Source organism: Ideonella lacteola (assembly GCF_038066555.1).
GTDB lineage: Bacteria > Pseudomonadota > Gammaproteobacteria > Burkholderiales > Burkholderiaceae_C > Ideonella > Ideonella lacteola.
The window spans coordinates 563,307-588,850 of the sequence record NZ_JBBUTG010000001.1; the positions used below are offsets into that span (position 1 = coordinate 563,307).

At 69.2% G+C, this 25,544-nt stretch carries 17 protein-coding genes; 14 read left to right on the forward strand and 3 right to left on the reverse strand.

Going from position 1 to position 25,544, the window contains the following annotated elements:
* Window positions 1-90: 90 nt before the first annotated feature.
* The 5 genes from AACH06_RS02385 (at window position 91) to AACH06_RS02405 (ending at window position 12,262) form a co-directional block, all read left to right on the forward strand.
* The gene (locus AACH06_RS02385) at window positions 91-2,796 is read left to right on the forward strand and encodes a PD-(D/E)XK nuclease family protein (protein ID WP_341423989.1); all 2,706 of its coding nucleotides are present in this window, start codon (window positions 91-93) and stop codon (window positions 2,794-2,796) included.
* Complete coding sequence (locus AACH06_RS02390; RefSeq protein ID WP_341423990.1) at window positions 2,793-6,203, forward strand: UvrD-helicase domain-containing protein; 3,411 nt, start codon at window positions 2,793-2,795, stop codon at window positions 6,201-6,203. Before AACH06_RS02385 ends, AACH06_RS02390 begins: the two co-directional genes overlap by 4 nt.
* A 368-nt stretch (window positions 6,204-6,571) precedes the next feature.
* A complete protein-coding gene (locus AACH06_RS02395) occupies window positions 6,572-8,452 on the forward strand; it encodes a serine/threonine protein kinase (RefSeq protein ID WP_341423991.1) in 1,881 nt (626 codons plus the stop codon).
* Entirely contained in the window at window positions 8,449-10,908 is a 2,460-nt protein-coding gene (locus tag AACH06_RS02400) for a protein kinase domain-containing protein (protein WP_341423992.1), read from the forward strand. The genes AACH06_RS02395 and AACH06_RS02400 overlap by 4 nt, the downstream gene beginning before the upstream one ends.
* 73 nt (window positions 10,909-10,981) lie before the next feature.
* Window positions 10,982-12,262 (forward strand): MFS transporter, encoded by a 1,281-nt coding sequence (locus tag AACH06_RS02405; RefSeq protein WP_341423993.1) that lies wholly within the window; start codon window positions 10,982-10,984, stop codon window positions 12,260-12,262.
* A 572-nt stretch (window positions 12,263-12,834) separates the two neighbouring features.
* On the opposite strand, the gene AACH06_RS02410 is transcribed toward AACH06_RS02405, so the two are convergent.
* Entirely contained in the window at window positions 12,835-13,197 is a 363-nt protein-coding gene (locus AACH06_RS02410) for an ArsR/SmtB family transcription factor (protein WP_341423994.1), read from the reverse strand.
* 143 nt (window positions 13,198-13,340) lie between these two features.
* Here AACH06_RS02410 and AACH06_RS02415 point away from each other — a divergent pair, with 143 nt between their 5' ends.
* The 7 genes from AACH06_RS02415 (at window position 13,341) to AACH06_RS02445 (ending at window position 21,817) form a co-directional block, all read left to right on the forward strand.
* Window positions 13,341-14,393, forward strand: a complete 1,053-nt coding sequence (locus tag AACH06_RS02415; protein ID WP_341423995.1) for an efflux RND transporter periplasmic adaptor subunit — start codon at window positions 13,341-13,343, stop codon at window positions 14,391-14,393.
* The gene (locus AACH06_RS02420) at window positions 14,393-17,626 is read left to right on the forward strand and encodes an efflux RND transporter permease subunit (protein ID WP_341423996.1); all 3,234 of its coding nucleotides are present in this window, start codon (window positions 14,393-14,395) and stop codon (window positions 17,624-17,626) included. Before AACH06_RS02415 ends, AACH06_RS02420 begins: the two co-directional genes overlap by 1 nt.
* Complete coding sequence (locus AACH06_RS02425; protein WP_341423997.1) at window positions 17,623-17,832, forward strand: YgaP family membrane protein; 210 nt, start codon at window positions 17,623-17,625, stop codon at window positions 17,830-17,832. The genes AACH06_RS02420 and AACH06_RS02425 overlap by 4 nt, the downstream gene beginning before the upstream one ends.
* Window positions 17,833-17,967: 135 nt before the next feature.
* Window positions 17,968-19,278, forward strand: coding sequence for a TolC family outer membrane protein (locus AACH06_RS02430; RefSeq protein WP_341423998.1), 1,311 nt, complete (start codon window positions 17,968-17,970; stop codon window positions 19,276-19,278).
* Between the two features lie 25 nt (window positions 19,279-19,303).
* Window positions 19,304-20,593, forward strand: coding sequence for an NAD(P)/FAD-dependent oxidoreductase (locus AACH06_RS02435; protein ID WP_341423999.1), 1,290 nt, complete (start codon window positions 19,304-19,306; stop codon window positions 20,591-20,593).
* Window positions 20,594-20,607: 14 nt separating this feature from the next.
* Complete coding sequence (locus tag AACH06_RS02440) at window positions 20,608-20,922, forward strand: rhodanese-like domain-containing protein (RefSeq protein WP_341424000.1); 315 nt, start codon at window positions 20,608-20,610, stop codon at window positions 20,920-20,922.
* A 4-nt stretch (window positions 20,923-20,926) separates the two neighbouring features.
* On the forward strand, window positions 20,927-21,817 hold the full coding sequence (locus AACH06_RS02445; protein ID WP_341424001.1) for an MBL fold metallo-hydrolase: 891 nt from the start codon (window positions 20,927-20,929) through the stop codon (window positions 21,815-21,817).
* Here the strand turns inward: AACH06_RS02445 and AACH06_RS02450 are convergent.
* Window positions 21,787-22,335: a hypothetical protein gene (locus AACH06_RS02450; protein WP_341424002.1), complete on the reverse strand. Its 549-nt coding sequence runs from the start codon at window positions 22,333-22,335 to the stop codon at window positions 21,787-21,789. The genes AACH06_RS02445 and AACH06_RS02450 overlap by 31 nt on opposite strands.
* Window positions 22,336-22,596: 261 nt before the next feature.
* Here AACH06_RS02450 and AACH06_RS02455 point away from each other — a divergent pair, with 261 nt between their 5' ends.
* Window positions 22,597-22,941: a hypothetical protein gene (locus AACH06_RS02455; protein ID WP_341424003.1), complete on the forward strand. Its 345-nt coding sequence runs from the start codon at window positions 22,597-22,599 to the stop codon at window positions 22,939-22,941.
* Between the two features lie 51 nt (window positions 22,942-22,992).
* Here AACH06_RS02455 and AACH06_RS02460 read toward each other — a convergent pair whose 3' ends face one another.
* Window positions 22,993-23,934, reverse strand: coding sequence for a LysR family transcriptional regulator (locus AACH06_RS02460; RefSeq protein ID WP_341424004.1), 942 nt, complete (start codon window positions 23,932-23,934; stop codon window positions 22,993-22,995).
* A gap of 104 nt (window positions 23,935-24,038) precedes the next feature.
* On the opposite strand from AACH06_RS02460, the gene AACH06_RS02465 reads away from it, so the two are divergent.
* The gene (locus AACH06_RS02465) at window positions 24,039-25,523 is read left to right on the forward strand and encodes a form I ribulose bisphosphate carboxylase large subunit (RefSeq protein WP_341424005.1); all 1,485 of its coding nucleotides are present in this window, start codon (window positions 24,039-24,041) and stop codon (window positions 25,521-25,523) included.
* Window positions 25,524-25,544: the final 21 nt, after the last annotated feature.

A 25,544-nucleotide genomic window follows, 5' to 3' on the forward strand; every position in this document is an offset into this window, starting at 1 on the left:
TGATTCTGACATAAAGCCTGCGCAGCTGTCGGGCGACTCGGGGTGGTAGCCCTGGGCCCGGCGGGTGCTTGTTCTGCGCCCACTTTCTTGATGTCCGCTTCCGCCACCTTGTTTGCCTTGCCCGCCGGCCGTCCTGACAGGGCTTGGTGGCAGGTCGCTGCGCGGGCGGTGCACGACTGGGCGCGTCCCAGCCGTGTCGATCTGCGCGATGCCGTCTGGCTGCTGCCGTATTCGGCGCTGTTGCCGGCGGCCCGCCAGGGCCTGGCGGATGTGGGGGGCTGGCAACCGCGCGTCGAGACGGTGGCGACGCTGCGAGCGCAACTGGGGCCGCGGCTGGCCGCCGGTGGCCCGGGCCCGGACGCGGTGCTCAACCGTTTGCAGGCCGCGCAGTGGTTGCGTGAGGTGCCTGCAGGGGCCGCCTGGGCTCGCGATGACGCGCAGGCCTTTCGCCAAGGGGTGGATGCGCTGGTGCGCACCGCCGAGGCGATGCAGATGCGCGTGGCTTGTCTGGCGCCGGCTCAGAGAGAGGCCTGGTGGAACGAGGCCCGAGCGTTGCTGGCCGGCAGCCAGGGGCCGGGAAGCATCGAGAGGCTGCTCGCCCGGGTGGCGCTGGAGTGGGTGGCCAGCGACTTGTCGGTCGATGCGGATGTGCTGCGCCGGCTGCGTCCGAGCGGCTGGATCCTGTTGCGGGCCGGCGGGCCAGACGCACTGGCCGAAGCGCTCCAACGCGAAGCTCTCGAGTCCGGCATCCCCGGCTTGCTGCTGGATGCGGACCCGCCGCCGTCAGAGCCTTTTGCCTTGGCGCTGCATGGACAACCACCGGCCGAGGCGGTGTGCCATGACGCCGAAACCGAGGCCCAGGCGGCGTGTGCCCAGGTGCTGGCCGAACTGAAGGTCTCGCCCGTTGCCCAGGTCGCGCTCATCGCCCAGGATCGCGAGGCCGTGCGGCGTGTGCGGGCACTGCTGGAGCGGTTCGGCGTGGCTGTCATTGACGACACCGGGTGGCGGCTGTCCACCACTCGCAGTGCCGCTCGGATGATCGCGATGCTGCGTTCGGCGCAATCGCTTCGGCCCGGTGGCGCCGATACCACCGCCGCCGACCGCCGGCTTGAATGGCTGAAGGACGACGCGATCGGCCTGGCCCAGCCCGACTCACTGGTGCTGCTCGAGGCCCATTGGCGCGGCCAGCGTCTGGCCGATGATGCGCGTGAAAAGGCGGAGGCATTCTGGGTCGATGCGCAGGCACGGCTGGCGCCGTTGCTCGGTGGCCGGCGCAAAGCGCTGTCCGACTGGCTGCGCGCCCTGTCGGCCCTGTGCCTGGCGGACACGCAGGAGGCGGCTCGCTGGCGCGACGATCCGGCGGGCCGCGCCGTGTTGCTCGCGCTGCGCCTGGAACCCCATGCCGCGCACGACGCCACCTGGCAGACGTTGGCGGGGCAGGCCACGATGTCGCTCGATGATTTCGTGGCGTGGGTCGATGAGGTGCTCGGTGACGCGAGCTTTGTGCCGCCGCACGACAGCCGCGCCCGGGTGGTCATCACACCGATGGCACGAGCGTTGCTGAGGCCCTTCGACGCGGTGGTGTTCCCGGGCGCCGACGAGCGCCGACTGGGCGCCATCGAGCCCCAACCCGAACTGATACCGCCGGCTGCGGCGCAGGCGCTCGGCATCGAGGGCACCGCCGCGCAACGAGAGCGCGAGACGCTGGCCTTCGCCCAACTGCTTCGACAGCCTCGGCTGACGCTGCTGCGGCGGGCGGCGGAAGGCAGCGAACCCTTGGGTGCCAGCGCACTGGTCGAGCGCCTGCGCCTGGCATGGCTGGCCGCGCCGGACGGTGCCCGCACCCTGCCAAGGGTGTCGCCGAGCTTGCCGGTGCGGTCCGAGCGGGCCGTGGCGGTGGATCCACCGCTGCCCACGGCGGGCTCGCGCTGGCCCGCCAGCCTGAGCGCGAGCGCGGTCGAGGCGCTGCGCGCCTGCCCTTATCGCTTCTTCAGCCGCGTGTTGCTGGGCTTGGGTGAGGTCGATGAGTTGGACCGGGGGCCCGCCAAGCGCGACTACGGCAACTGGCTGCATGCGGTGCTGTTCCGCTTCCACCAAGGCCGCGTGCCTACGCAGGACCTTGAAGCCGACCGCGATCGGCTGCGCCAATCCGCGCGCGACGAGCAAGACGCCTCCGCCTACAGCGAAGCCGATCTCCTGCCGTTTCTGGCCAGCTTCGAGGCCCTGGTCGACCCCTATCTGCGATGGCTGCACAAGCGAGAGCACGAAGGCTGGGCCTGGGCGCATGGCGAACAGGAACGCCGCATTGCGCCCCCGGCGCTGGGCGGTGTCGCACTGCACGGTCGCCTCGATCGGCTTGACCAGCACCCCGATGGCCGGGTGGAACTGCTGGACTACAAGACCGGCAGCGTGACCTCGTTGAGAAGCCAATTGACCGACCGCAGCGAAGACACCCAGCTGGCCTTCTACGCCGCCTTGCTGGCCTGCGATGAGCGCGGCGGCCTGCGGCCCGAGGTGGTCAACGCCGCCTACCTGGCGCTCGACGATCGTCACGCGCCGGTGTCGCTGCCCCACGCCGGCGTGGGCGAATCGGCGATGCTGTTGATCGATGGCCTGGCCGCCGAGCTGGCGCGCTTGCGTGCGGGTGAGCCGATGCAAGCGTTGGGCCAGGGCGCGGTGTGCGAGCACTGCGAAGCCCGCGGCCTGTGCCGGCGCGATCATTGGTCGGCCCCCGCTTCGCCGGCCAAGAACGGCGAGGGCGACACCGCGCCGTCTGACGCTGGTGGGCCCGCATGAGCCAGGCGGCCGCTTACCGCATCGATGGCGCCGAGGCCGATCGCGCACGCTTCTACGCCACCGCCTGCGATCCGCGCCAGAGCGTGGTGGTCGAGGCCTGTGCCGGGGCGGGCAAGACCTGGATGCTGGTCTCGCGCATCCTGCGTGCGCTGCTCGAGGGCGCCGAGCCGCAGCAGATCCTCGCCATCACCTTCACCCGCAAGGCCGCGGGCGAGATGCGTGAGCGCCTGAACGATTGGCTGGCAGAGTTCTCCGATGTCCAGGCCACCGAGGCACAGCGCGTGCAAGCCCTGCGCGACCGCGGCATGAGCGAGGACGAGGCCCGCCGACACGCCCCGGCGCTGGGCCAATTGCGCGCGCGTGTGCTGGCCAGCGGCCGCGTCGTGCAGGTGCGAACCTTCCACGCCTGGTTCGCCCAGCTGATGCGCATGGCGCCGCTCGAGGTGCTGGTGGAGCAGGGTCTGTCACCCGGCATGTCGCTGATCGAGGACCCGCAGGAGCTGGGCCCCGAGCTGATGCGGCGCTTTCAGCGGCGCGTGGCGGCCGACAACGCGCTGCAAGCCGACTACCGCGCCCTGGTGGCGCGGCAAGGCCGCACGGTCGTGACGCGCTGGCTGCATACCGCGTGGGAGCGCCGCACCGAGGTCGAACGGGCGGATGCGGCGGGCCTGCTGGAAGGCGCGGTGCCTTCTGCGGCCGAGCACTTCCCCGCTTGTGCGGGCTTCGGCGATCCGCTGGACGCCTGGGCGTCGGCGCCGTTGCAAGACTTGCTCAAGGACGTCGCGCAGGCGCTGGGCACCGTGGAGAAGGCCAACCACCAGAAATCGGCGCAGTGGCTGCAGCAGGCTTTGCAGGCTGAAGACCGTGCCCAGGCTTTTGCGCTGGCCTGGAAGGCCCTGCACACCGAAGAGAACAGCCTGCGCAAACTCAGCGGTGTGCCGCCAGAGTTCGGCCAGCTCAGTGATGCGCTGAAAACCATCGATGAACAACGGCGCCAACAAGAGGCGCACGAGGACCAGCGCCGCATCGTGCCGCTGGTGCGGGTGCTCTTTGCCGAATACGCGGCGCTCAAACGTGCACGCTCTCTGGTCGACATGAACGACCTCGAGCAATTGGCGCTCCAATTGCTGGGCGAAGGGCAGTGGTCCGGCTGGATCCAGGAGCGCCTGGACACGCGTTTGCGGCATCTGCTGATCGACGAGTTCCAAGACACCAGCCCGCTGCAGTGGCATGCGCTGCGACCCTGGCTGGCCGGCTATGCCGGCGCCGGCGGCGGGGCCAGTGGGCAAGTGCCGTTGTCGGTGTTCATCGTGGGTGACCCGAAGCAGAGCATCTATCGCTTCCGCCGGGCCGAGCCACGGGTGTTCGCGGCGGCTGGCAGCTTCGTGGCGCAGGCGTTGGGGGGGCGCCTGCTGTCATGCGATCACACGCGCCGCAACGCGCCGCAGGTGCTGTCGGTGTTGAACCACGTCTTCTTGCAGGCGCAGCAATCGCAGCAGTACCAAGGCTACCGGCCTCACACCACCGAAGTGGCCGCAGCGGCGGGCGATGCCTTCAGCGGGGTGTGGTCGCTGCCGCGCGAGCCCAAGCCGCCCGCGAAGCAGCGCACCGATCGCGACGCGCCGCTCACCTGGCGCGACAGCCTCACCGTGCCCCGCGTGGAAGAGGAAGAGCGCCGCACCGCCGCCGAGGCCCGCTCCGTGGCGGCCGCCATCGCCGAGCTCATCACGCGTCACGGCGTGAAGCCGGCGGACATCCAGGTGCTCGCGCGGCGCCGCACGGTGCTGGCCCAGGTGTCCGAGGCGCTGCGTGCGCTGCATGTGCCGCATGTGCGGGCCGATGAGCTGCAGCTCGCCGAAGAGCCCGAAGCGCGTGACCTCATTGCGCTGCTGGATGCGCTGGCCTCGCCGGGGCACGACCTGTCGTTGGCGCAGGCACTCAAGAGCCCGATCTTCGGCGCCACCGATGCGGATCTGCTGTGGCTGTCCGAGCGCGTGCGCGGCCGCGGCCAATGGTCCGCCACGCTGCAGGCCTGCGCACGTCAGGCTCCGCCGGCGCTGCGCCGGGCGGCGCACTGCCTGGCCCGCTGGGCCGAGGTGGCGCGCATCCTGCCGCCGCATGATTTGCTTGACCGCGTCCTCCACGAGGGTGATGTCGCTGCCCGAATGTTGTGCGCCGCACCAGCCGAGCGCCGCGACCACACCCGTGCCGTGATCGACAGCCTGCTTGCCCAGACGCTGGCGCTCGATGGGGGGCGCTACACCACCCCGTACCGCTTCGTTCGTGCGCTCAAGAGCGGCTGGCTGACGGGCACCGTCGCGGCCGCCGAGGATGCCGTGCGCTTGCTGACGGTGCATGGCGCCAAGGGGCTCGAGTCCGACGTCGTCTTCCTGATGGACACCGACCCGGAGGCCCGCAACCCGGAAAGCGGTGGCCTGTTGGTGGACTGGCCGGTCGAATCGGCGCATCCCGCCACGGTGGCCTTTGTCGGGCGCTGGTCGCATCTGGCCCCGTCGCTGCGGCCTTTGCTGGAGCAGGAGCGGCTCGAATCGGCCCGCGAGGAGATGAACGGCCTGTACGTGGCCATGACGCGGGCGCGGCGCAGGCTGGTGATCTCCAGCGTCGAGCCTCGGCGCAAGGCGTCGGACACCGCCTGGTGGGATCGCTTGCTGCCCTCGGCCCCCGAGTGGACGCCGGACCCGTCCCGCGCCCCCCACGCCACCTTGGGCATGGACGACAGGGTCGCGGTGATCGACTGGCCGGCCCCGGCCCTGGGCGCGCCGGTGCCGCGCGCGGTGCCGGCGCAGGTGCTGGAGTCCGAGCCCACGCGAGCCACCCTGATCGGCGAGGCGTTCCACCGCCTGATGCAGTGGGCCACCGGCCCGGCGGGCTTGGGCGCCCGGAGAGGCCGTGAAGGCGATGGGGGCGATGGGGGCGATGGGGGCGATGGGCGCGATCGGATCGACCGCAGCGCTGCCCGGGCCTGGGTCGCCGGCGCGGTTCCCGCGGCAGCGGCGGAGTTCGGCCTGACGGTCGACGAAGCCGCCGTGGCAGAGCGGGCGGCGGCGACCGTGCTGGCCAGTGCGGCCTGTTCACCGCTGCTGCATGGGCCCCATATCGAGTGGGCCGGCGATGAAGTACCGGTGGCCGACGGCGGCGAATCGCTGCGGATCGACCGTCTGGTGGCCACCGTCGACCCCTCGGCTGTGCAAGACCTGTTCAGCCAGGGCTCGCTGCGGACCTGGTGGGTGCTCGACTACAAGCTGGAACCCCGCCCGCACGACGACGCTGACAACCTCGCCCAGCTGGCACGCTACCGCCGCGTCGTGTCCGCCCTGCAACCCGGTGAGCCGGTTCGGGCGGCGTTCATCACCGGGCGCGGAGATCTGATCGAGATTTCGGGTTAACGAGCGGACGAAACGGCCGATATAGGCAGGCGAATGCGCCTGTGAAAACGTTTGTCGCTGGTCCGGCACCGCCGTATCGGCGCGAAAAGATGACGGATTTCCCGGTACTTCCGGCCACCGTGGCGGGCGGTGACGGGGTGCAATCCGGATGAGGTCCTCGGGCCGTTCACGCTAGCAGGGAGAAGTCGCGTTGATGACCGATCGGGCCACCGCCAAGGCGCCAGACCGCAGCACGGGTGCATGTGGTCGCCCGCCATCGCGGGTGCAAACGGTTGGAACGGTCGGTTTGAGAGGCGAATTTCGCTCCTTGCATGGCGTGAGTGGCCACCCACGGAATCCAGGCGCCGCCTGAACAGGCCCGATCCGACATGGTTGTTCCCGCCCATTCTTCTTCCGCCGAGTCTTCCCGACCCGCCGCCTCGACCGGCGCGGTGCGCATGTTCGGCCGCTTCCAGCTGCTGCGGCTGCTCGGCAAGAGCGAGCGGGGCATGCTGTGGCTGGCGCTCGATCCACGTGCCCAGCAAGAAGTGATGCTGGCCATGCCGCGCACCCAGCCGGGCGAATCCGCACCGGCCTGGACGCAGGCGGTGCGCCGCGCCGCGCGTCTGAATCACCCGCGGCTGGCCAAGCCGCTGGACATTGGCGAGCACGAGCATTGGCCCTACGTGGTCTACGACCGGGGACAGAACGTCACCTGGGACGAGAAACTGTCGTCGCATGGCATGGTCGCGACGGAGCTGGCCGATTGGCTGGCTCAGGCGTCGCAGGGCCTGGCCTTTGCCCACGAGGCAGGCACCGCCCACCATGATCTGCAGCCGTGGTGGCTGCTGGTCGACGAAGACAACCACGTCAGCGTCATGGGGCTGGAAGTGGCCGGCGCACCTCGGGCGTCGGTCACCCAACCGGGTGGCCTCGACGAATTGCGCGCCGTGCGCGATGCCGCCGGGCAGGACGTGCTGGCGCTTGGACTGGTGGCCCACTGGTGTCTGGCCGGCCAGCCGCCGCTGGATGAGCCCGACCTCGGCCGCGTCATCGCCAGCATGCCCCCGCTGGGTGCCGATTTCGTGCGCCTGCCTTGGGCCGTGCCACGGCCGATCCCCGAGCCGCTGCGCGCCATCGTCAACCGCGCCACCGACCGGCAGGAGCGTCACCGCTACCTGAATGCCCGGACGCTGCAACGCGCGCTCGAGGGCTGGCTCAAGACCACCCGCGAGCAAGATGGCGGCCCGCTGGCGCTGTTGCTCGACCGCCTGCGCCAGGTGGGCACCTTGCCGGCTCAGCCGGGCGGTGCCGACCGTGCGGCCCACCTGGCCATGATGGAAAGCGCGCGCACCAGCGACCTGGCCGAGATCGTGCTCGACGACCTGGCGCTGAGCTTCGAACTGCTGCGCACCGTCAACACGGCACAGGTCAACGGTGGGCGAGTCTCCAGCGATGGCCCGGTGCTGATGCTGCGGCGCGCGATCGCGATGCTGGGCGTGGACGGCGTGCGGCGCGCAGCCCTGTCGTTGCGACGCTGGCCTGGCCCGATGAACGAGCAGGCCGCCACCGAGATGGAAACGCTGATCCGCCGGGTGAAGCGGGCCGGGCGCGTGGCGATGCGCCTGGTGCCGGCCGGCTATGACGGCGAAGTCGTTTACCTGATCACGCTGCTGCAAAACCTCGGGCGGCTGCTGGTGCAGTACCACTTCCCGGAAGAGGCGGGGCAGATCCGCCGGCTCATGGCGCCGACGGTGGTGACCGTGCCCCACAAGAACCCGGGCACGCCGCCAGAAACGAAAGAAGAGCCGGGCATGAGCGCCGAGGCGGCGTCGTATGCGGTGTTGGGCGCCGATCTGGAGGCGCTGGGCGTGGCCGTCGCGCGCTACTGGGGCCTGGACGACTCGGTTCAGCAGATGATCCGCCGCATCGCGCCCACCGCGCCGGTGCGCACGCCCGATTCCGATGCCGACATCCTGCGCGCTTGTGCCAGCTGCGCCAACGACCTGGTCGACGCCATGTCGCTGCCGGCCGGCCGCGCGACCAAGACGCTGAACCTGGTGGCGCAGCGCTATGCGCGGCCGCTGGGGCTGACCGGGCGCGACATGCAGGACGCTCTGCAAGGCGAAGGTGCGCGCAAGCGCCCCGAGGCCGCTTCGCCGTCCGCAGGCGCGAAGAAACCCGGTGCCGAGGGCGATGCCCCTGGCGCCGGCGGCACGCCCCGCCGACCGGGGCCCTGGTCTCAAGCCATTGAAGGCACGCTCACATGAGCACCGCCACGGCCAATCCATCGACCAAGAGCCCGGGTTCGCCACACGCGGGCCGGTTCGAGCTGAGGGGCGTGCTGGGCCGAGGGGCCCAGGCCACGGTCCACCTCGGCTGGGACCCGAAGCTGCAGCGGGAGGTGGCGGTCAAGGTGATGAGCGCCTCGGCCGGCCCCGCCACGATCCACGAATGGCTCAGCGAGGCGCGTGCCGCCAGCGCGTTGGCCCACCCAGGCATCGTGCCGGTGTACGAGGCCGACCAGGACGGCGATGTCGTCTTCCTCGTCTTCGAGCGGGTGGATGGCCAGACCCTGAGCGAGAAACTCAAGGGCCTGGGGCCGATGCCCGCGCGCGAAGCCGCCGAACTGATGCGCGAAGTCCTGGATGCACTGGCCTTCGCCCATGCGCGCGGCGTGGTGCATCGCGACCTGAAACCGTCGAACATCCTCATTGGCAGTGACGGCCGCGCACGGGTGATGGATTTCGGCATCGCGGCGCGCTTGTCCGAGGCGCACGACGGCCGCATCGTCGGCACACCGGGCTACATCTCGCCCGAGGCAGCGCGCGGCGCGGCGCCGACGCCGGCGATGGATGTGTATTCGGCCGGCATGATGCTGGGCCAGCTGCTGCTGGGCGGGCCGATGCGGCCCATTCCCGTCGCCCCCGATGCGGCGCTGCGGCAGGTGATCGACGAAGACATCGTCTGGCCCGCGGGTCGCGCGCAGGTGGACGACAACCTGCGCACGATGGTCATGCGGGCCACCTCGCGTTCGCCAGAGGCGAGGTTCGCCAGTGCCAGCGAATTCCGCGACGCACTCGCGCGCTGGCTCACGCCGCCGGATGCCGCACCGCAGGTGGGCGGGCATGGCACGCTCGAGTTCTTGCTGCGTCGCATGCGCCTGCATGGCGACTTCCCAGCGCTGTCGGATTCGGTGGTTCGCATCCAGCGCGTGACGGCGTCGGAGAACGAAAGCCTGCATGCGCTCTCGGCCGAGATCCTGAAAGACGTCGCGCTGACGCAGAAGCTGCTGCGGCTGGTGAACACCGCACATTTCCGCCACGTCGGCGCGGGAGAGATCGCCACCGTCTCAAGGGCCACGGCCCTGATCGGCTTTGCCGGCATCCGCAACATGGCGCTGTCGGTGGTGCTGCTCGAGCACATGAAGGACCAGACCCATGCCCAGCGCATGAAGGAGCTGTTCCTGCAGGCGCTGCTCACGGGCACCCTCGTTGACCAGCTGTCGCCCACAGCGCGCGAGCGCGAAGAGGCGTTCCTCGGGGGCATGCTCAGCCACCTGGGCCGCATGCTGGCCGAGTACTACTTTCCCGAAGAGGCGGCCCAGGTGCGCGCCCGCGTCTCTCGCAGCGGTCTGCGCGACACCGGTGACACGCCCGACGAAGGCCGGGTGGCCGCCGATGTGCTGGGGCTCAGCTACGACGACCTGGGGCAGGGCGTGGCCCAATCCTGGGGCCTGCCCGACACCCTGCGCCGCATGATGCACGTGCCGCGCGAAGAGGTGCCGGGCCGGCCCATCGAATCCGCCGTCGAGCGTATGCGCTGGCGCGTGCGGGCGTCGGCTGAAATGGTGCAGATCCTGCTCGAGGGCGATCCGGCCCACATCGAGCAACGGGTGCTGGCGCTGGGCGAGCGCTACTCGCGCGCTCTGGGCGTGCGGGCCGATGAATTCGCCTCGGCCCTCAAGCAGGCGCGGGTGAATCTGTCGGAGATGGCGACCAGCCTGAAGATCGAGCCGGGCGCGCAGGCCCGTGCGCGCCGCCTGCTGCATGCGCCGGCGGACGCCGGCTCGCCCGTGTCTTCGGCCCCCAAGCATGGCGCGGTCGACGCCACCATCGTCTCGCGGCCGTTGGCGCCCACCGGCGTCGGGGTCGAGTCGGCGCACGATTCCACGATGGTGCTGCCGGCCTCGGCCCACCCCACCCATGAGGAGGCCGAGGCCATGCTTTCGGCCGGCATTGCCGATGTGACCACGTCGATGGCGGCCGACAGCTTCAAGCTCAACGAAGTGCTGAAGCTGATCCTCGACACCATCTACAAGGGCCTGGCCTTCGACCGCGTAGTCTTCTGCCTGCGCGACCCCAAGACCGGCCAGCTCAGCGGACGCATCGGCCTGGGGCATGGCGCCGAGCAGATGGCCAAGCGCTTCGTCGTCGATGCGCGTGGGCCGCAACCGGCCGACCTGTTCGGTGCGGCCTGCCTCAAGGGCGCAGACACCTTCATCGCCGACGGGCGCAGCTCGACCCTGGCGCCGCGCCTGCCGGCCTGGTACCGCGGCGCGCCGGCACACAGCTTCATGCTGCTGCCGATGATGCTCAAGGGCGCGCCGTTCGCGCTGATCTATGTCGATCGCCATTCCACGCCGCTGGAACTGGCCGAGCGCGAGCTGACACTGCTGCGCACACTGCGCAACCAAGCTGTGATGGCCTTCAAGTCCGCGGGCTGACCACCACATCAGACGGCCCCGCTTGGCCCCACGGCGGCGGGGGCCCGCGCCAACGCCCGACAATCCCGCGGGCATGAGTTCCACGCCAGCCCTTCTCGACGACACGCCCGCCCCCCGACTGCGCGACCAGCACGACTACCTCCGGCTGCTGGCCGCCCGCATCAGCGGCACCGCGGCCAACCAGATGCTGATGGTGGCGCTGGGCTGGCAGGTCTACGACATCACCTCCAGCCCGTGGGCGCTGGGCCTGGTCGGGTTGGCGCAGTTCCTGCCCGCCTTGCTCTTCACGTTGCCGGCCGGCCATCTGGTCGATCGGCACGATCGCCGCTGGATGCTGGTCGCGAGCCTGGCGCTGCAGGCGGTGGTCGCCCTGGTGTTGGCCACCGGCAGTGCGGGAGGGTGGATCGACGCGAACTGGATCCTCGCCACCTCGGTGCTGCTGGGCCTGGCCCGCGCGGTGCAGATGCCGGCCCTGCAGGCATTGACGCCGTCGCTGGTGCCGGCGGTGTTGCTGCCGCGTGCGGTAGCGGCCAGCAGCTCGGTGATGCAAGGCGCGATCGTGATCGGCCCCGCGCTGGGCGGCGCCATCTACGCGTGGGCCACCTTGGCGGGGGCGGGCCGCCTGGGGGCGGCGCCCGGCGCCGTGGGCGTCTACAGCGTGTCGCTGGGCATGCTCGCAGTATCGATCGGCGCGGTGATGCTGCTGCGCCACCGCGCGCGCTTCGAGCGCACGGCCACCGCCAACTGGGCGAGCGTGACCGCGGGCCTGCGCTTCATCTGGGAACGCCCGGTGATGCTGGGGGCGATTTCGCTCGATCTCTTCGCTGTGCTGCTGGGGGGAGCGACGGCGCTGTTGCCCATCTTCGCCCGCGACATCCTGCACACCGGTCCCGAAGGCCTGGGGCTGCTGCGGGCGGCACCGGCCGTGGGGGCGGTGATCGTGGGCCTGTGGCTGGCCCGGCACGGCATCCAGCGACGGGCCGGCCGGTGGCTGCTGGGGGCGGTGGCGGTGTTCGGCCTGGCCACCGTGGGCTTCGGCCTCGCGCGCACCATGCCTCTGGCCTCGCTGATGCTGGCGGTTGCCGGTGCGGCAGACATGATCAGTGTGGTGATTCGCCAGTCGCTCGTGCAGCTCGAAACGCCCGATGACATGCGGGGTCGCGTCGGTGCGGTGAACTCGGTGTTCATCGGTGCGAGCAACCAACTGGGCGAGTTCGAGTCAGGGGCCACTGCTGCGCTGTTAGGCCCGGTGGGTTCGGTGCTGCTGGGGGGCTTCGGGACGCTGGCGGTCGTCGTGCTGTGGTGGCGGTTGTTCCCTGCGCTGGCCCAACGCGATCGCCTTCGCGCCGACTGATCTTGCGACCTTTGGCGCGATGTGTTTTCAGGCGTTGAATCTCGTTTGAGAGCCCTTTCAGAGCTCGAACGTAGAATCCGCCACCTTACAAGATGGCAAAGCAACTGACTTTGGAAACTCCAGCCGTACCCGCCAAGAAGGCCGCCAAGCGTGGAACCCCCCGCAAGACCGAGCCTGTAGAAACCGTCGTTGAGCCGAAGCCGGTCCCGGTGCCTGTGAAAACGCAGGAGCCGATTCGCACTTTGCTCGTGGCCTCTTATGGCTGGCCGACGGATGCCGCCTTGCCCGTGCGACAACGGGCCACCAGGCGTTGAGCCTGGCGGCAGGTGCGTCCGCGCGCCTGCCTGATCATCGCTGATCCCCATCGAGGGCGCCTGACCTGCGCTGCACGCGCAACCGTCGGCGCCCTTGTTCCATTTCTCGTCTTCGCGCCGTGAGGCGCCTGTGAGGCAGCCCCCGGGCAGAGCCCGCGAACCCGCCAGGCATCGCCCATCGGCAGGGCCGTGGAAGGGGGCACGTCCTTCGCCCGGTGCCCCGTCTGTGCCTGGGCGGCGGCGCGATCGGCTCGCCTGTCAGCGGCGCGGCGTGCCCGTGGTGGCCCCGGCGCGCCCGAAGGCCTTGCGATCGGCCGCGCTGCGATCCAACTGCCGCGCGATGTTGCCGCACACCAGCTCGCACAAGGCATAGACCGATTCATCGGCGATGCGGTAGTAGACCGCAGTCCCCCGGCTTTCGCGCGCCACGAGGCCGTGCCTCATCAGCATCGACAGGTGCCGTGAGATGTTGGCCGAGGTGTAGCCACAGGCCTGGGCCAGTTCGCCGACGTTGAGTTCGCCGCCGCGCAGCATGTTGAGGATCTGCAGCCGGGTGGGTTCGGACAGCGCCTGGAAGTAGGCGGCAACCTGGTCCAGGGCCTCGGGGGGCAAACCTTGCATGGTGGGACACGACGGTGGTGGGATGTCCGGATGATGCCTCATGACGCGAACTCCTTGCGTACTCGATCAATTGCTTGCTTGACTATTTAGCTCATTAGTTAAAGAATAACGTCATCCGAGCCCAAAAGCGAGAGAGAAGTCGAATGGACCGCACGCCCTTGCTCATGTCTTTGCTGGTCGCCAGCCTGGGTCTGGCGTCGGCTTTGTCGACCGCCGCCGAACCGCCCGCCACCCCCGCACTGGCCAGCACGCCCGCCATCGCAGGGGGCGCGGTGGCGGGTACCGGCCACGATGGGGTGGTCGAGGCGGTGCGCCAGACGGTGGTGGCGGCCCAGGTGCCGGGCGCCGTCGTGGCCTTGTTCGCCAAGGCCGGCGACCGGGTGAAGGCCGGTCAGGTGTTGCTGCGACTGGATTCCCGTGCTGCCGATCAGCAGGCAGGCGCCGCCGCGGCGCAGGTGCATTCGGCGCGTGCGGCGCAGGACGTGGCGACCAAGGAATTCGAGCGCCAGAAGCAGTTGTTCCAGAAGTCCTACATCAGCCAGGCGGCGCTGGAGCGAGCCGAGGCGCAATACAAGGCCTCGATGTCGCAGGCCCAGGCACAGACCGCCGTGGCCGCCGCGGCCAGCACCGAATCGAGCTTCTACACCGTCAAGGCGCCGTATGACGGCGTGGTGTCGGACGTGTCGGTGGTGCTGGGCGACATGGCCATGCCCGGCCGGCCGCTGCTGACGCTGTACGACCCCGCGGCGCTTCGCATCACGGCCGCGGTGCCGCAGAGTGCCGCGCTGCGTCTGCGCACCCAGGGCAATGCCGCGGTGATGGGCGAGTTGCCCGGGTCTGGCGCCGAACTGATCAAGCCCTTGCGCTGGCAGGTGTTGCCCGCCATCGATCCGGCCACCCACACGGTGCCGGTGCGTCTGGATCTGCCCGCCCAGACCGAGGCGGCCCCGGGCATGTTCGCCCGGGTCTGGCTGCCGGGCGCCGTGGGGCAGGCGGCGCGCGTCTCGGTGCCGGTGGGCACGGTGGTGCGCCGTGCGGAGCTGACCGGTGTCTACGTCATCGGCAGCGATGGCAAGCCGCTGTTGCGCCAGGTGCGCCTGGGGGCCGAGGCCGCAGGCCGTGTCGAGGTGCTGTCGGGCCTGGGTCTTGGCGAGCGCGTCGCGCTCGACCCGCAGGCCGCGGCGAGGGTGCGGTGATGAGCGGGGACACCGTGATGGGCTCGTCAGGGCGGATCGCGCGCTTCTTCCAGAGCGCCGAGATCACGCCGCTGCTCGCGCTGGTGGCGCTGCTGCTGGGTGTGTTCGCGGTGGTGGTCACCCCGCGCGAGGAAGAGCCGCAGATCAACGTGACGATGGCGAACGTGATCGTCCCATTCCCCGGCGCTTCGGCGGCTGATGTCGAGCAGATGGTGGCCACGCCGGCCGAGCAGGTGCTCTCGCAGATCGCTGGCACCGAGCACGTGGCCAGCGTGTCTCGGCCCGGGCTCGCGATCGTCACGGTGCAGTTCAAGGTCGGCGTGTCGCGCACCGAGGCGCTGGTGCGGCTGTATGACACGGTGCACTCGCACGCCGACTGGCTGCCGGCGGGCCTGGGCGTGGGCGAGCCGCTCATCAAGCCCAAGGGCATCGATGATGTGCCCATCGTCACGCTCACGCTGCACGCGCAAGACCCCAGCACCGGCGCTTTTGACCTCGAGCGCATCGCGCACACCCTGGAATCCGAACTCAAGCGCGTGCCAGGTACCCGAGAGGTGTCCACCATCGGGGGCCCGGGCCGGGCGGTGAGGGTGGAGATCGATCCCACCCGCATGGCCGGTGCCGGCGTGACGGTGGTGGAGTTGCGCCAGGCCTTGCAGGCCGCCAACCTCGGCCTGCCGGTGGGCGACCTGCTGGGCGGCGACCGCGCAGTGGCGCTTGAAGCCGGGCCGCATTTGCGTGATGCGCGCGATGTGGGCGAGCTGGTGGTGGGCGTGCGGCAGGGGCGACCCGTGTTCCTGCAAGACGTCGCCCATGTGGTCGATGGGCCGCTGCCGCCGCTGCAGTATGTCTGGCATGGCGACAAGACGGGCGACGCGCCGGCGGTCACCATCGCCATCACCAAGAAGCCGGGCGAGAACGCGATCTCGGTGGCCGATGCGGTGATGCAGCGCGTCGATGTGGCGCGCAACGCACTGATCCCGCATGGCGTGGTGGTCAGCGAGACTCGCAACTACGGCGCCACCGCCAACGACAAGGCGATGAAGCTCATCCAGAAGCTGATGTTCGCCACCGCGTCGGTGGTCGCGCTGGTGTTCATCGCTCTCGGGCGCCGCGAGGCCGCGATCGTCGGCAGCGCCGTCATCCTCACGCTCACCGTCACCCTGTTCGCCTCCTGGGCGTGGGGATTCACCCTCAACCGGGTCTCGCTGTTCGCATTGATCTTCTCGATCGGCATCCTGGTCGACGACGCGATCGTGGTGGTCGAGAACATCCACCGCCACATGGCGCTGCACCCGGGCAAGACGCTCGCCGAGCTGATACCCGGCGCGGTCGATGAAGTGGGTGGCCCGACCATCCTCGCCACCCTCACCGTGATCGCGGCCCTGCTGCCGATGGCGTTCGTGTCGGGCCTGATGGGGCCGTACATGAGCCCGATCCCCATCAACGCCAGCATGGGCATGCTGCTGTCGCTGGCGATCGCCTTCATCGTCACGCCCTGGTTGTCGCGGCTGTGGATGAAGCACACCGGGCACGCCGACCATGCGGCGCAGAAAGGCCTCGCGGCGCGCATCGGCCCGCTGTTCGACCGGGTGTTCCGCCCTCTGCTGGACGATCGGCGTGGCGCCCGCAACCGCGCGCTTCTGGGGCTGGGCGTGGCGGGGTTGATCGCGCTGTCGCTCGCGTTGCCGGCGCTGGGTTGGGTGGTGCTGAAGATGCTGCCCTTCGACAACAAGTCGGAGTTCCAGGTCATCGTGGACATGCCCGCCGGCACGCCGGTGGAGCGCACCGCCGCTGTATTGCGTGAACTCGGGGCTCACCTGTCGCGCCAACCCGAGGTCACCGACTACCAGGCCTACGCCGGCACGGCGGCGCCCATCAACTTCAACGGTCTGGTGCGCCAGTACTATCTGCGCAGCGGCGGCGAGGTGGGTGACCTGCAGGTCAACCTGGTCGACAAGCACCAGCGCCACGAGCAAAGCCACGCCATCGCCACCCGGCTGCGCCCCGAGCTGCAACGGATCGGCAAGCGCCACGGTGCCAACGTCAAGGTGGTGGAGGTGCCGCCGGGCCCGCCGGTGCTGTCGCCGATCGTGGCCGAGGTGTATGGGCCGCAGGCCGATGGCCGGCGCCAGGTGGCCCGTGCCGTGCGGCAGGTGTTCGAGAACACGCCCGGCGTGGTCGATGTGGACGACTCAGGCATCGTCGACGCACCGCGGCAACTGCTGCTGGTGGACCGGCGCAAGGCCGCGATGCTGGGCGTGCCGCAGGCCGCGATCGTGAGCACCCTGCGCACGGGGCTGACGGGTGAGGCGGCCACCTACCTGCATGACCAGAGCAAGTACCCCGTGCCCGCCACCTTGCAGCTGCCCGCGAAGATGCATGGCGACTTCGACGTGCTGCTGCAGCTGACGGTGCGCGGCGCCGCCGGCCAGGCGGTGCCGATCCGCGAGCTCGTCACGGTGAGCGACACGCTGCGCGAGCAGCCGATCTTTCACAAGGACGGCTTGCCCGTGCACTACGTGGTCGGCGACATGGCCGGGGCGGTGGACAGCCCGCTGTACGGCATGTTCCAGATGCGCGGCGCGCTGGCTGCCATCACCACGCCCGGCGGCGGAACGCTGGGCGAGACCTTCATCACCCAACCGGCCGACACCTGGCGCGACTACGCCATCAAGTGGGATGGCGAGTGGCAGATCACCTACGAAACGTTCCGCGACATGGGGGCGGCGTATGGCGTGGGGCTCATCCTGATCTACCTGCTGGTGGTGGCGCAGTTCGGCTCGTACCTCACCCCGCTGATCATCATGGCGCCCATCCCGCTGACGATCGTTGGCGTGATGCCCGGCCACGCGCTGCTGGGCGCGCCGTTCACCGCCACGAGCATGATCGGCATGATCGCCCTGGCCGGCATCATCGTGCGCAACTCGATCCTGCTGGTCGACTTCATCCGTCTGCAGGTGGCCCACGGTGTGGCCCTGAAGGAGGCGGTGGTGCACTCGGCGGCCACGCGGGCGCAGCCTATTCTGCTCACAGGGCTGGCCGCGATGCTCGGCGCCTTCTTCATCCTCGATGACCCGATCTTCAACGGGCTCGCCATCTCGCTCATCTTCGGCATCTTCGTCAGCACGCTGCTGACGCTGGTGGTCATCCCGCTGCTGTACTTCGTGGCCTACCGGAACAGCCCGGTGCCACCGGCAGCAAACGTCGCAATGGAAGGAGAAGTTGCATGACCTCGTGGCAAATCGTTCGGCTGTTCGCCGGCTTGTTCATCCTCGTGTCGCTGGCCCTCGGCGTGCCAGGCAGCCCGGTCTTCGTGAGCACCTGGTGGCTGGCCTTCACGGCCTTCGTCGGGGCCAACCTGCTGCAAAGCGCTCTGACGCGCTGGTGTCCGTTGGAAATCATCCTGCGCAAGCTCGGCCTCCAGGCCGGTTGCTGAAGGGGCCCTTCATGCGCCAGCCCGCGATGACGCTGCCCCAGGCCCGGCACCGGGCGATGCTTCGCCTGGTGCGTTCCGCTTGCGTGGCCGCCGCGGCTGTCTCTGCCCCCGTGGCCCGCTCGGGCGCTCGATCTGGTGCAGGCCTGGCAGGGCGCGCTGCAGCAGTCGCCCGATCTCGCGGTGGCACGCGCTGCCCGCGAGGCGGGTGCAGCGCGTGCAGAGCAGGCCAGTGCGCTGTGGCGGCCGACGGTGGCGCTGCAAGCGGGCGTGTCGTACGCGGGCAGTGAGTCGAACATCCGCGGGGCCAGCTTCACCGCGCCGGGCCTTGGCTCGGCCAGTGGCGTGGCGTTCGACACCTCGGTGAGTGGTGGCGCCGCCACGCAGGCCACGTTGGCCATTCGCCAGCCGCTGTTCAGCCGCGAGCGAAGCGCCCGAGCCGAGGCCCTGGAGCAGGCCGCCCAGGCCGCGGAATACGAGTGGGCACAGGCCGAGCAGGAGGCGATGCTGCGAACGGCAGAGGTGTATTTCGCGGCTGCGTTGGCGGCCGAGCGGCTGCGCTTGGTCGAACGGCAGCAGCAGGCGGTCGACCAGGCGGCCCAGCAGGCCCGCGACCGTTTCCGGTTGGGCGACCGGCCCGTCACCGATGTGCATGAGGCCGAATCGCGCGCCGCGGGGCTGCAGGCCGAGCGGGTGGCCGCGCAGACCCAGCTGGAGCTGGCTCGCCAGGCCTTGTCGGACATGACGGGCCAACCCGTCACGGACGAGCCCGTTCACCTGCCGGGCGAGCTGGCCCGCGAGGCGTTGAGCACCTTGCCAGACTGGCTCGCCCGCGCCGAACAGCGCAATCCGATGCTCATGCGGGCGCAGACCCACTGGCGCACCGCCCAGGCCCAGTCTCGCGCGACAGGCTCCGCCTTGTCGCCCACCGTCGACGCGGTGGCCCAGATCGGGCGCGAACGATGGGCTGGAGACGGGGCCTCCGGCAGCGCCAGCCAAGCCAGCCGCCAGCATGCCGTGGGCCTGCAGATCACGGTGCCGCTCTACACCGGTGGCATGCGCAGCGCGCAGGCCGCCGAGGCCCGCGCCTTGGTGGATCAGGCCCGCGCGGAGCTGGACCGCGCACGCCTGCAGGTGGCGCAGCAGACGCGTGCCGCGTGGCTCGACCTGGCCGTGGGCCACCACCAGACCAGCGCCTTGAAGGCTGCCCGGGAGGCCAGCCTGGCCCGGCTCGACGCGACCCGCGTCGGCCTGCAAGCGGGCGACCGCACCACGCTCGACCTGCTCAACGCCGAGAACGATGCCGCCTCGGCGGAACTGGCGCTGAGCGAGGCCCGCGTTCGGCTCATCAGCCGCCGGCTCACGCTCGCGGCGCTGGCGGGCGAACTGGATGACACCGCGCTACAGCAGGCCAACGCGCAGCTGCAGCCTTCTGCAACCCGAAGATAGCGATCGACAGACAAGGAGACACCCCATGGCCCACATCGTTGTGCTCGGTGCCGGCATCGGCGGCATGCCGGCGGCGTATGAGTTGAAGGCTGCACTCGGCGGCGGCCACCGCGTCACGGTGATCAACGCGGTTGACTACTTCCAGTTCGTGCCCTCGAACCCCTGGCTGGCGGTGGGCTGGCGGGAGCGCGATGCGATCACCATGCCGATCCAGCCCGCGCTCGAGCGCAAGGGCATCGAGTTCATCGGCCAGCCGGTGGTGAAGATCGATGCCGAGGGCAACGCGGTGGAGCTCAAGGACGGGCGACGTGTCGCCTACGACTACCTGGTCATCACCACCGGCCCGCGGCTCGCGTTCGAGGAAGTGCCCGGCTCGGGCCCGGCGGCTGCCACTGGGGGCCACACGCAGTCGATCTGCAGCGTCGACCATGCGGACCATGCCCATGCCGAGTACAAGCGCTTCGTCGAAGAACCAGGCCCCGCCATCATCGGGGCGATGCCGGGCGCGAGCTGCTTCGGGCCCGCGTACGAGTTCGCCTTCATCTTCAGCCGCGATCTGCAGAAGCGAAAGATCCGCCACAGGGTGCCCATCACCTTCGTCACTTCCGAGCCCTACATCGGCCACCTGGGCCTGGGCGGCGTGGGCGATTCGAAGAGCATGCTCGAAAGCGAGCTGCGCAACCACGATGTGAAGTGGATCTGCAACGCCAAGGTCACCCGGGTGGAGGCGGGCAAGATGTTCGTGACCGAGCTGGACGACATGGGCCAGGTCAAGAAGGAGCACGAGCTGCCGTTCAAGTACAGCATGATGCTGCCCGCCTTCAAGGGCGTGGATCCGGTGGCGGCTGTCGAAGGGCTGTGCAACCCGCGCGGCTTCGTGCTCATCGACGAGCACCAGCGCAGCCCAAAGTACCGCAACATCTTCTCGGCCGGTGTGTGCGTGGCCATCCCACCGGTGGAGGCCACACCGGTGCCCACGGGAGCACCGAAGACCGGCTACATGATCGAATCGATGGTGACCGCCATCGTCCACAACATCGTGGCCGACATCCAGGGCCAGCCGGCCACGGCCAAGGGCACCTGGAACGCCATCTGCCTGGCCGACATGGGCGATACCGGCGCCGCGTTCGTCGCCTTGCCGCAGATTCCGCCTCGCAATGTCAATTGGTTCAAGAAGGGCAAGTGGGTCCACCTGGCGAAGATTGCCTTCGAGAAGTACTTCCTCTACAAGATGAAGACCGGAAGCTCCGAGCCCATCTATGAGAAGTATGTGCTCAAGGCCATCGGCATCACACGGCTCACGGGCCATCACTGAAGGAGCTTCACCTCATGCAACTCGACCCCCTGCAATGCGCCCAGGCGCTGGCCGATGGCGCCTGGCTGATCGACGTGCGCGAGCCGCACGAGGCCGCCCGCCTGGCCTACGACCATCCCCGCTGTGTGCCCATGCCCATGAGCCAGATCCAGTCCCGCTTCCATGAGCTGCCTCGTGATGCCCCGTTGGTGATGGCCTGTGCCGCAGGCGGCCGCAGCCAGCAGGCCATGCAGTTTCTGGCCCACCATGGCTACACGCATGTGGCCAATCTGGCTGGCGGCATGGGCGCCTGGGCCGCGCATGGCCTGCCGGTGCGCCGTGGAGCGTGAAGCCATGGCCGGTCACGTCGCGGATCGCCTCCAGATCGAATCGTTCTACGACCCAGCCACCAGCACCTTCAGCCACCTGCTGCTGGACGCCGCCTCCGGCGACTGCGCCTTGGTCGACACGGTGCTTGATTTCGATCCCAAGTCGGGGCGCACCGGCCGCGAGAGCGCGGACCGGCTCATCGCCCGGGTGAAGGCATTGGGGGCCCGCCTGGTGTGGCTGCTGGAAACACATGTCCATGCCGACCATCTCTCGGCCGCGGCGTACATCCAGCAGCAGTTGGGTGGCCAGATCGCGATCGGCCAGCACATCACCACCGTCCAGGCCACCTTCGGCCGCCTGTTCAATGTGGGGCCCGAGTTCAAACGAGATGGCAGCCAATTCGACCGCCTGCTCGCCGAAGGCGAAGTGATCACGCTCGGCACCACGCCGTTGAGGGTGATGCACACGCCGGGCCACACGCCGGCCTGCACCACCTACGTGGCGGGCGAGGGCGATCAGACGGTGGCGTTCATCGGCGACACCCTCTTCCGGCCCGACTACGGCAGTGCGCGCTGCGATTTTCCCGGCGGCGACGCATCCACGCTGTACCGCTCGGTGCGCCGGTTGCTGTCCCTGCCGCCATCCACCCGGCTGTACTTCTGCCATGACTACCCCGAGGCCGGACAGGCACCTTCTGTGTCGAGCACGGTCGCCGCGCAGCGAGAGGGCAACATCCACCTGCACGATGGCATCGCCGAGGAAGCGTTCGTCGCAATGCGCCGCGCGCGCGACGCCGGCTTGGCCATGCCTGTGCTGATCTTGCCCTCGGTGCAGGTGAACATGCGTGCCGGGCACCTGCCACCCCCTGAAGACAACGGCGTGAGCTACCTCAAGCTGCCCCTGGACGCCTTGTGATCCGGTGATGGCGCCTGCCGGCGGCGCCACCAGGTGAGGGCCGCCACCGCATAGCCCGCCAGCCCCAGGCCCAAGGGCATCCACAGGGCCCACGGGGAGGTGACGTTGTTGAGTTGGTGGATCTCGTCCGCCAGCGAGCGGGTGGGCCGGTCATCCACCACCAGCGCGTAGGCGGGCACGGGGTCGGTCGAGCCGCCGAGGTGGTCTCCATCTTTCGGTACGTGAAAGGCCAGGTGGGTAGAGCGCAGCCGCCAGGCTTCGGAGCTTTGGTGGATGGCGGTGAAGCGGTTCTCGTAGACCAGCGGGTCGCCAATGATGCGAAAGCGCACCGCCGAGCGGCGCCGCCCATGCTCGCGGCTCACGATGTCTTCCACCCGGCCTTGCTTCAGTGCGTAACGATCAGGGTCAGTGGGCAGCGGCTCAAGCGGGAACAGCACGAACAGCACGCTCATGGCCACCATCAGCGTGGAGAGCAACAGAAAGAAGATCCAGTCGCCGATGGTGCGAGGAGGGCGCATGAAGAGGGCTGGGTGGTCGATGAGCCCCGTGGGGCCCGGTGGAAAGATGGGCGCCGATGGTCGCATGGTTTGGGGCGCGTTGAGCCTCGCCTCGGGGGGCTTGTCGGCCACGGGCCTCGGTGGCGGGATAATCGCGGGGCCGATCCGGTGCCACCTTCGGGGCACCGGGCCCGTTCAGCCGACCACGGCCTGATTCGCCGGCGCATCCATCGCCCCTCTCGGGCATGGGCTGGTGGCATGCCGGGTCTTTCACCTTCAACGATGAAGCCTCCACGGATCCTCCCGACCCTTGTTCTCGCCTTGATGGCCGCTGCCCAAGGCAGCGCTCGTGCCGAAGGCCCCTCGACAGACGAATACGTCGCCTTTCAGGACTTCACCATCCGTCACTGCGCGCAGCATGATCCGGAGCGCTCGAAAGAGTACGAGAAGCTGCGCAACCCGCCCTACGCCTGCGCACCGGAGGACCGCGCCATCGCCGAGAAGGCGCGCCAGTCGACCGACTATGCCTCGATGACGCAGAAGCTCACCGAGCGCTTCAGCACCCTCAGCGCCTCGCAGCGCATCGAGGTGTGCCGCTCCACCCTGGCAGCCAAGTGCGGCGGCTGATCGCCCTCAAGCGCTGAGGCCCGGTGCGGGCGCGTGGCCCGGCCTGCCTTGTCAGCCCGCGCGTGCGCCCAGGCCGAATTCGCCGCCGAACATCGACGCGAGGTGTGCCTCGCCGTGCTCCAGCACGAAGTAGCGGAAGGCCTCGGCCGCGGGCGACAGGTGCTTGGCGGCGGTGTTCACCACATTCCATCGCCGCACCAGTGGCAGCCCTTCGGCCGCGGGAGCCGCGATCAACTCGTTGGCCCATTCGAGCGCGATGGTGTGCAGCGACAAGATGCTGATCCCCATGCCTGCCATCACCGCCTGCTTGATGGCCTCGTTGCTCGGCATCTCCATCACATACGTGGGCTGGATGTGGTGGCTGTCGAAAAAGCCTTGCAGCGCTTCGCGGGTGCCGGATTCGGGCTCACGCACGATGAACGGCTCGCTGGCCAATGCGGCCACGGGCACGGCTTCAGCGCGGGCAAAACGATGCTGTGGTGACACCACCAGCACATGGGGGTGCATCGCGAAGGGCTCTGCGCGGGTGGGCAGGTCGCGCGGGGCGCGGCCCATGATGCACAGGTCCACCTCGTTGGCCTGCATCATCACGCCGAGTTGGTCGCGGCTGCCCAGGCGCAGCCGCACGTCCACCGCCGGGTACTCGGCGCGGAACTTGGCCAGCAGCAGCGGCAGGAAGTAGGTGGCCGCGCTGACCATGCCGATCGTCAAACGGCCTGATTCGAGCCGGGTGAACCGCGCCATCGCGTCTTCAGCGTCTTTCAGGGTGGCCAGCAGCCGCTTGGCATAGACGAGGAAGTACTCGCCCGCCGTGGTCAGGCCCATGCGCCGGCCGGCCCGGTCGAACAAGACCTGGCCCACCTGCGACTCCACCTCCTTGATCTGCAGCGATACCGCCGGCGCGGTCAGGTGCAACGCCTCGGCGGCGCGCGCCACGCTGCCCTGCCGGGCCACTTCGACGAAGACCCGGATCTGGCGGAAGGTGATGTTCATCGTTTAGCTTTTCCTAAACGTTTTAGAAAGAATATCAAACTTTCACTTATTCATCTCGGCTCATACCCTGCGTTCCATACCGACCGACGCTGAGGAGACCCCGGATGAATGCCCCGCTCGATGCAGGCCTGCTGGCCGATGCCACCCAGATCACCGACGCCAAGAAGCGCTACAGCGCAGGTGTTCTGAAGTACCGCCAGATGGGCTACTGGCAGCCCGACTACGTGCCCAAGGACACGGACACGATCTGCCTGTTCCGCATCACGCCGCAGGAGGGGGTTGATCCGGTCGAGGCCAGCGCCGCCGTGGCGGGCGAGTCCAGCACCGCCACGTGGACGGTGGTCTGGACGGATCGCCTCACCGCCTGCGAGAACTACCGGGCCAAGTGCTTCAAGGTCGAGCCGGTGCCCAACATCCCGGGCCAGTACTTCGCGTGGGTGGCCTACGACCTGATCCTGTTCGAAGAAGGCTCGATCGCCAACATGACGGCCAGCCTGATCGGCAACGTCTTCTCGTTCAAGCCGCTCAAGGCGGCCCGGCTGGAAGACATCCGCATTCCCCCGGCCTACGTGAAGACCTTCAAGGGGCCGCCCACCGGGCTGGTGGTCGAGCGTGAGCGGCTGGACAAGTTTGGCCGCCCGCTGCTGGGGGCCACCACCAAGCCCAAGCTGGGTCTGTCGGGCCGCAACTATGGCCGCGTGATCTACGAGGGGCTCAAGGGTGGGCTCGATTTCATGAAGGACGACGAGAACATCAACTCGCAGCCCTTCATGCACTGGCGCGATCGCTTTCTCTATGTGATGGACGGGGTCAACAAGGCCAGCGCAGCCACCGGTGAGGTGAAGGGCTCCTACCTGAACGTGACCGCCGGCACGATGGAGGGCATCTACGAGCGGGCCGAGTTCGCCAAGCAGTTGGGCAGCGTGGTGATCATGATCGACCTGATCGTCGGCTGGCCCTGCATCCAGAGCCTGGGTGAATGGTGCCGCCGCAACGACATGGTGCTGCACCTGCACCGCGCCGGCCACGGCACCTACACCCGGCAGAAGAACCACGGCGTCTCGTTCCGCGTCATCGCCAAGTGGCTGCGCCTGGCCGGGGTCGACCACATGCACGCCGGCACCGCGGTGGGCAAGCTCGAAGGCGATCCGCTCACGGTGCAGGGCTACTACAACGTCTGCCGCGACGCCTACACCCGCACCGACCTGCCGCGCGGCCTGTACTTCGACATGGACTGGTGTGACCTGAAGAAGGTGATGCCGGTGGCCTCGGGCGGCATCCACGCCGGGCAGATGCACCAGTTGCTTGATCTCTTCGGCGACGACGTGATCCTGCAGTTCGGCGGCGGCACCATCGGCCACCCCGCTGGCATCCAGGCCGGCGCCGTGGCCAACCGGGTGGCGTTGGAGGCGATGGTCAAGGCCCGCAACGAAGGCCGGGACATCCGCACCGAGGGCCCCGAGATCCTGCAGAAGGCCGCGCAGTTCTGCAGCCCCCTCAAGCAGGCGCTCGATACCTGGGGCGACATCAGCTTCAACTACACCTCGACCGACACCAGCGACTATGCGGTGACGGCCGCGGTGGCCTGACCCCCTTTGGACGAACCCGGA

Excerpts from the sequence above, each read along its gene's own strand:
- AACH06_RS02385 (WP_341423989.1), top strand. The coding sequence starts at position 91 with ATGTCCGCTTCCGCCACCTTGTTTGCCTTGCCCGCCGGCCGTCCTGAC.
- AACH06_RS02390 (WP_341423990.1), top strand. The coding sequence starts at position 2,793 with ATGAGCCAGGCGGCCGCTTACCGCATCGATGGCGCCGAGGCCGATCGC.
- AACH06_RS02395 (WP_341423991.1), top strand. The coding sequence starts at position 6,572 with ATGGTTGTTCCCGCCCATTCTTCTTCCGCCGAGTCTTCCCGACCCGCC.
- AACH06_RS02400 (WP_341423992.1), top strand. The coding sequence starts at position 8,449 with ATGAGCACCGCCACGGCCAATCCATCGACCAAGAGCCCGGGTTCGCCA.
- AACH06_RS02405 (WP_341423993.1), top strand. The coding sequence starts at position 10,982 with ATGAGTTCCACGCCAGCCCTTCTCGACGACACGCCCGCCCCCCGACTG.
- AACH06_RS02410 (WP_341423994.1), bottom strand. The coding sequence starts at position 13,197 with ATGCAAGGTTTGCCCCCCGAGGCCCTGGACCAGGTTGCCGCCTACTTC.
- AACH06_RS02415 (WP_341423995.1), top strand. The coding sequence starts at position 13,341 with ATGGACCGCACGCCCTTGCTCATGTCTTTGCTGGTCGCCAGCCTGGGT.
- AACH06_RS02420 (WP_341423996.1), top strand. The coding sequence starts at position 14,393 with ATGAGCGGGGACACCGTGATGGGCTCGTCAGGGCGGATCGCGCGCTTC.
- AACH06_RS02425 (WP_341423997.1), top strand. The coding sequence starts at position 17,623 with ATGACCTCGTGGCAAATCGTTCGGCTGTTCGCCGGCTTGTTCATCCTC.
- AACH06_RS02435 (WP_341423999.1), top strand. The coding sequence starts at position 19,304 with ATGGCCCACATCGTTGTGCTCGGTGCCGGCATCGGCGGCATGCCGGCG.
- AACH06_RS02440 (WP_341424000.1), top strand. The coding sequence starts at position 20,608 with ATGCAACTCGACCCCCTGCAATGCGCCCAGGCGCTGGCCGATGGCGCC.
- AACH06_RS02445 (WP_341424001.1), top strand. The coding sequence starts at position 20,927 with ATGGCCGGTCACGTCGCGGATCGCCTCCAGATCGAATCGTTCTACGAC.
- AACH06_RS02450 (WP_341424002.1), bottom strand. The coding sequence starts at position 22,335 with ATGCGCCCTCCTCGCACCATCGGCGACTGGATCTTCTTTCTGTTGCTC.
- AACH06_RS02455 (WP_341424003.1), top strand. The coding sequence starts at position 22,597 with ATGAAGCCTCCACGGATCCTCCCGACCCTTGTTCTCGCCTTGATGGCC.
- AACH06_RS02460 (WP_341424004.1), bottom strand. The coding sequence starts at position 23,934 with ATGAACATCACCTTCCGCCAGATCCGGGTCTTCGTCGAAGTGGCCCGG.
- AACH06_RS02465 (WP_341424005.1), top strand. The coding sequence starts at position 24,039 with ATGAATGCCCCGCTCGATGCAGGCCTGCTGGCCGATGCCACCCAGATC.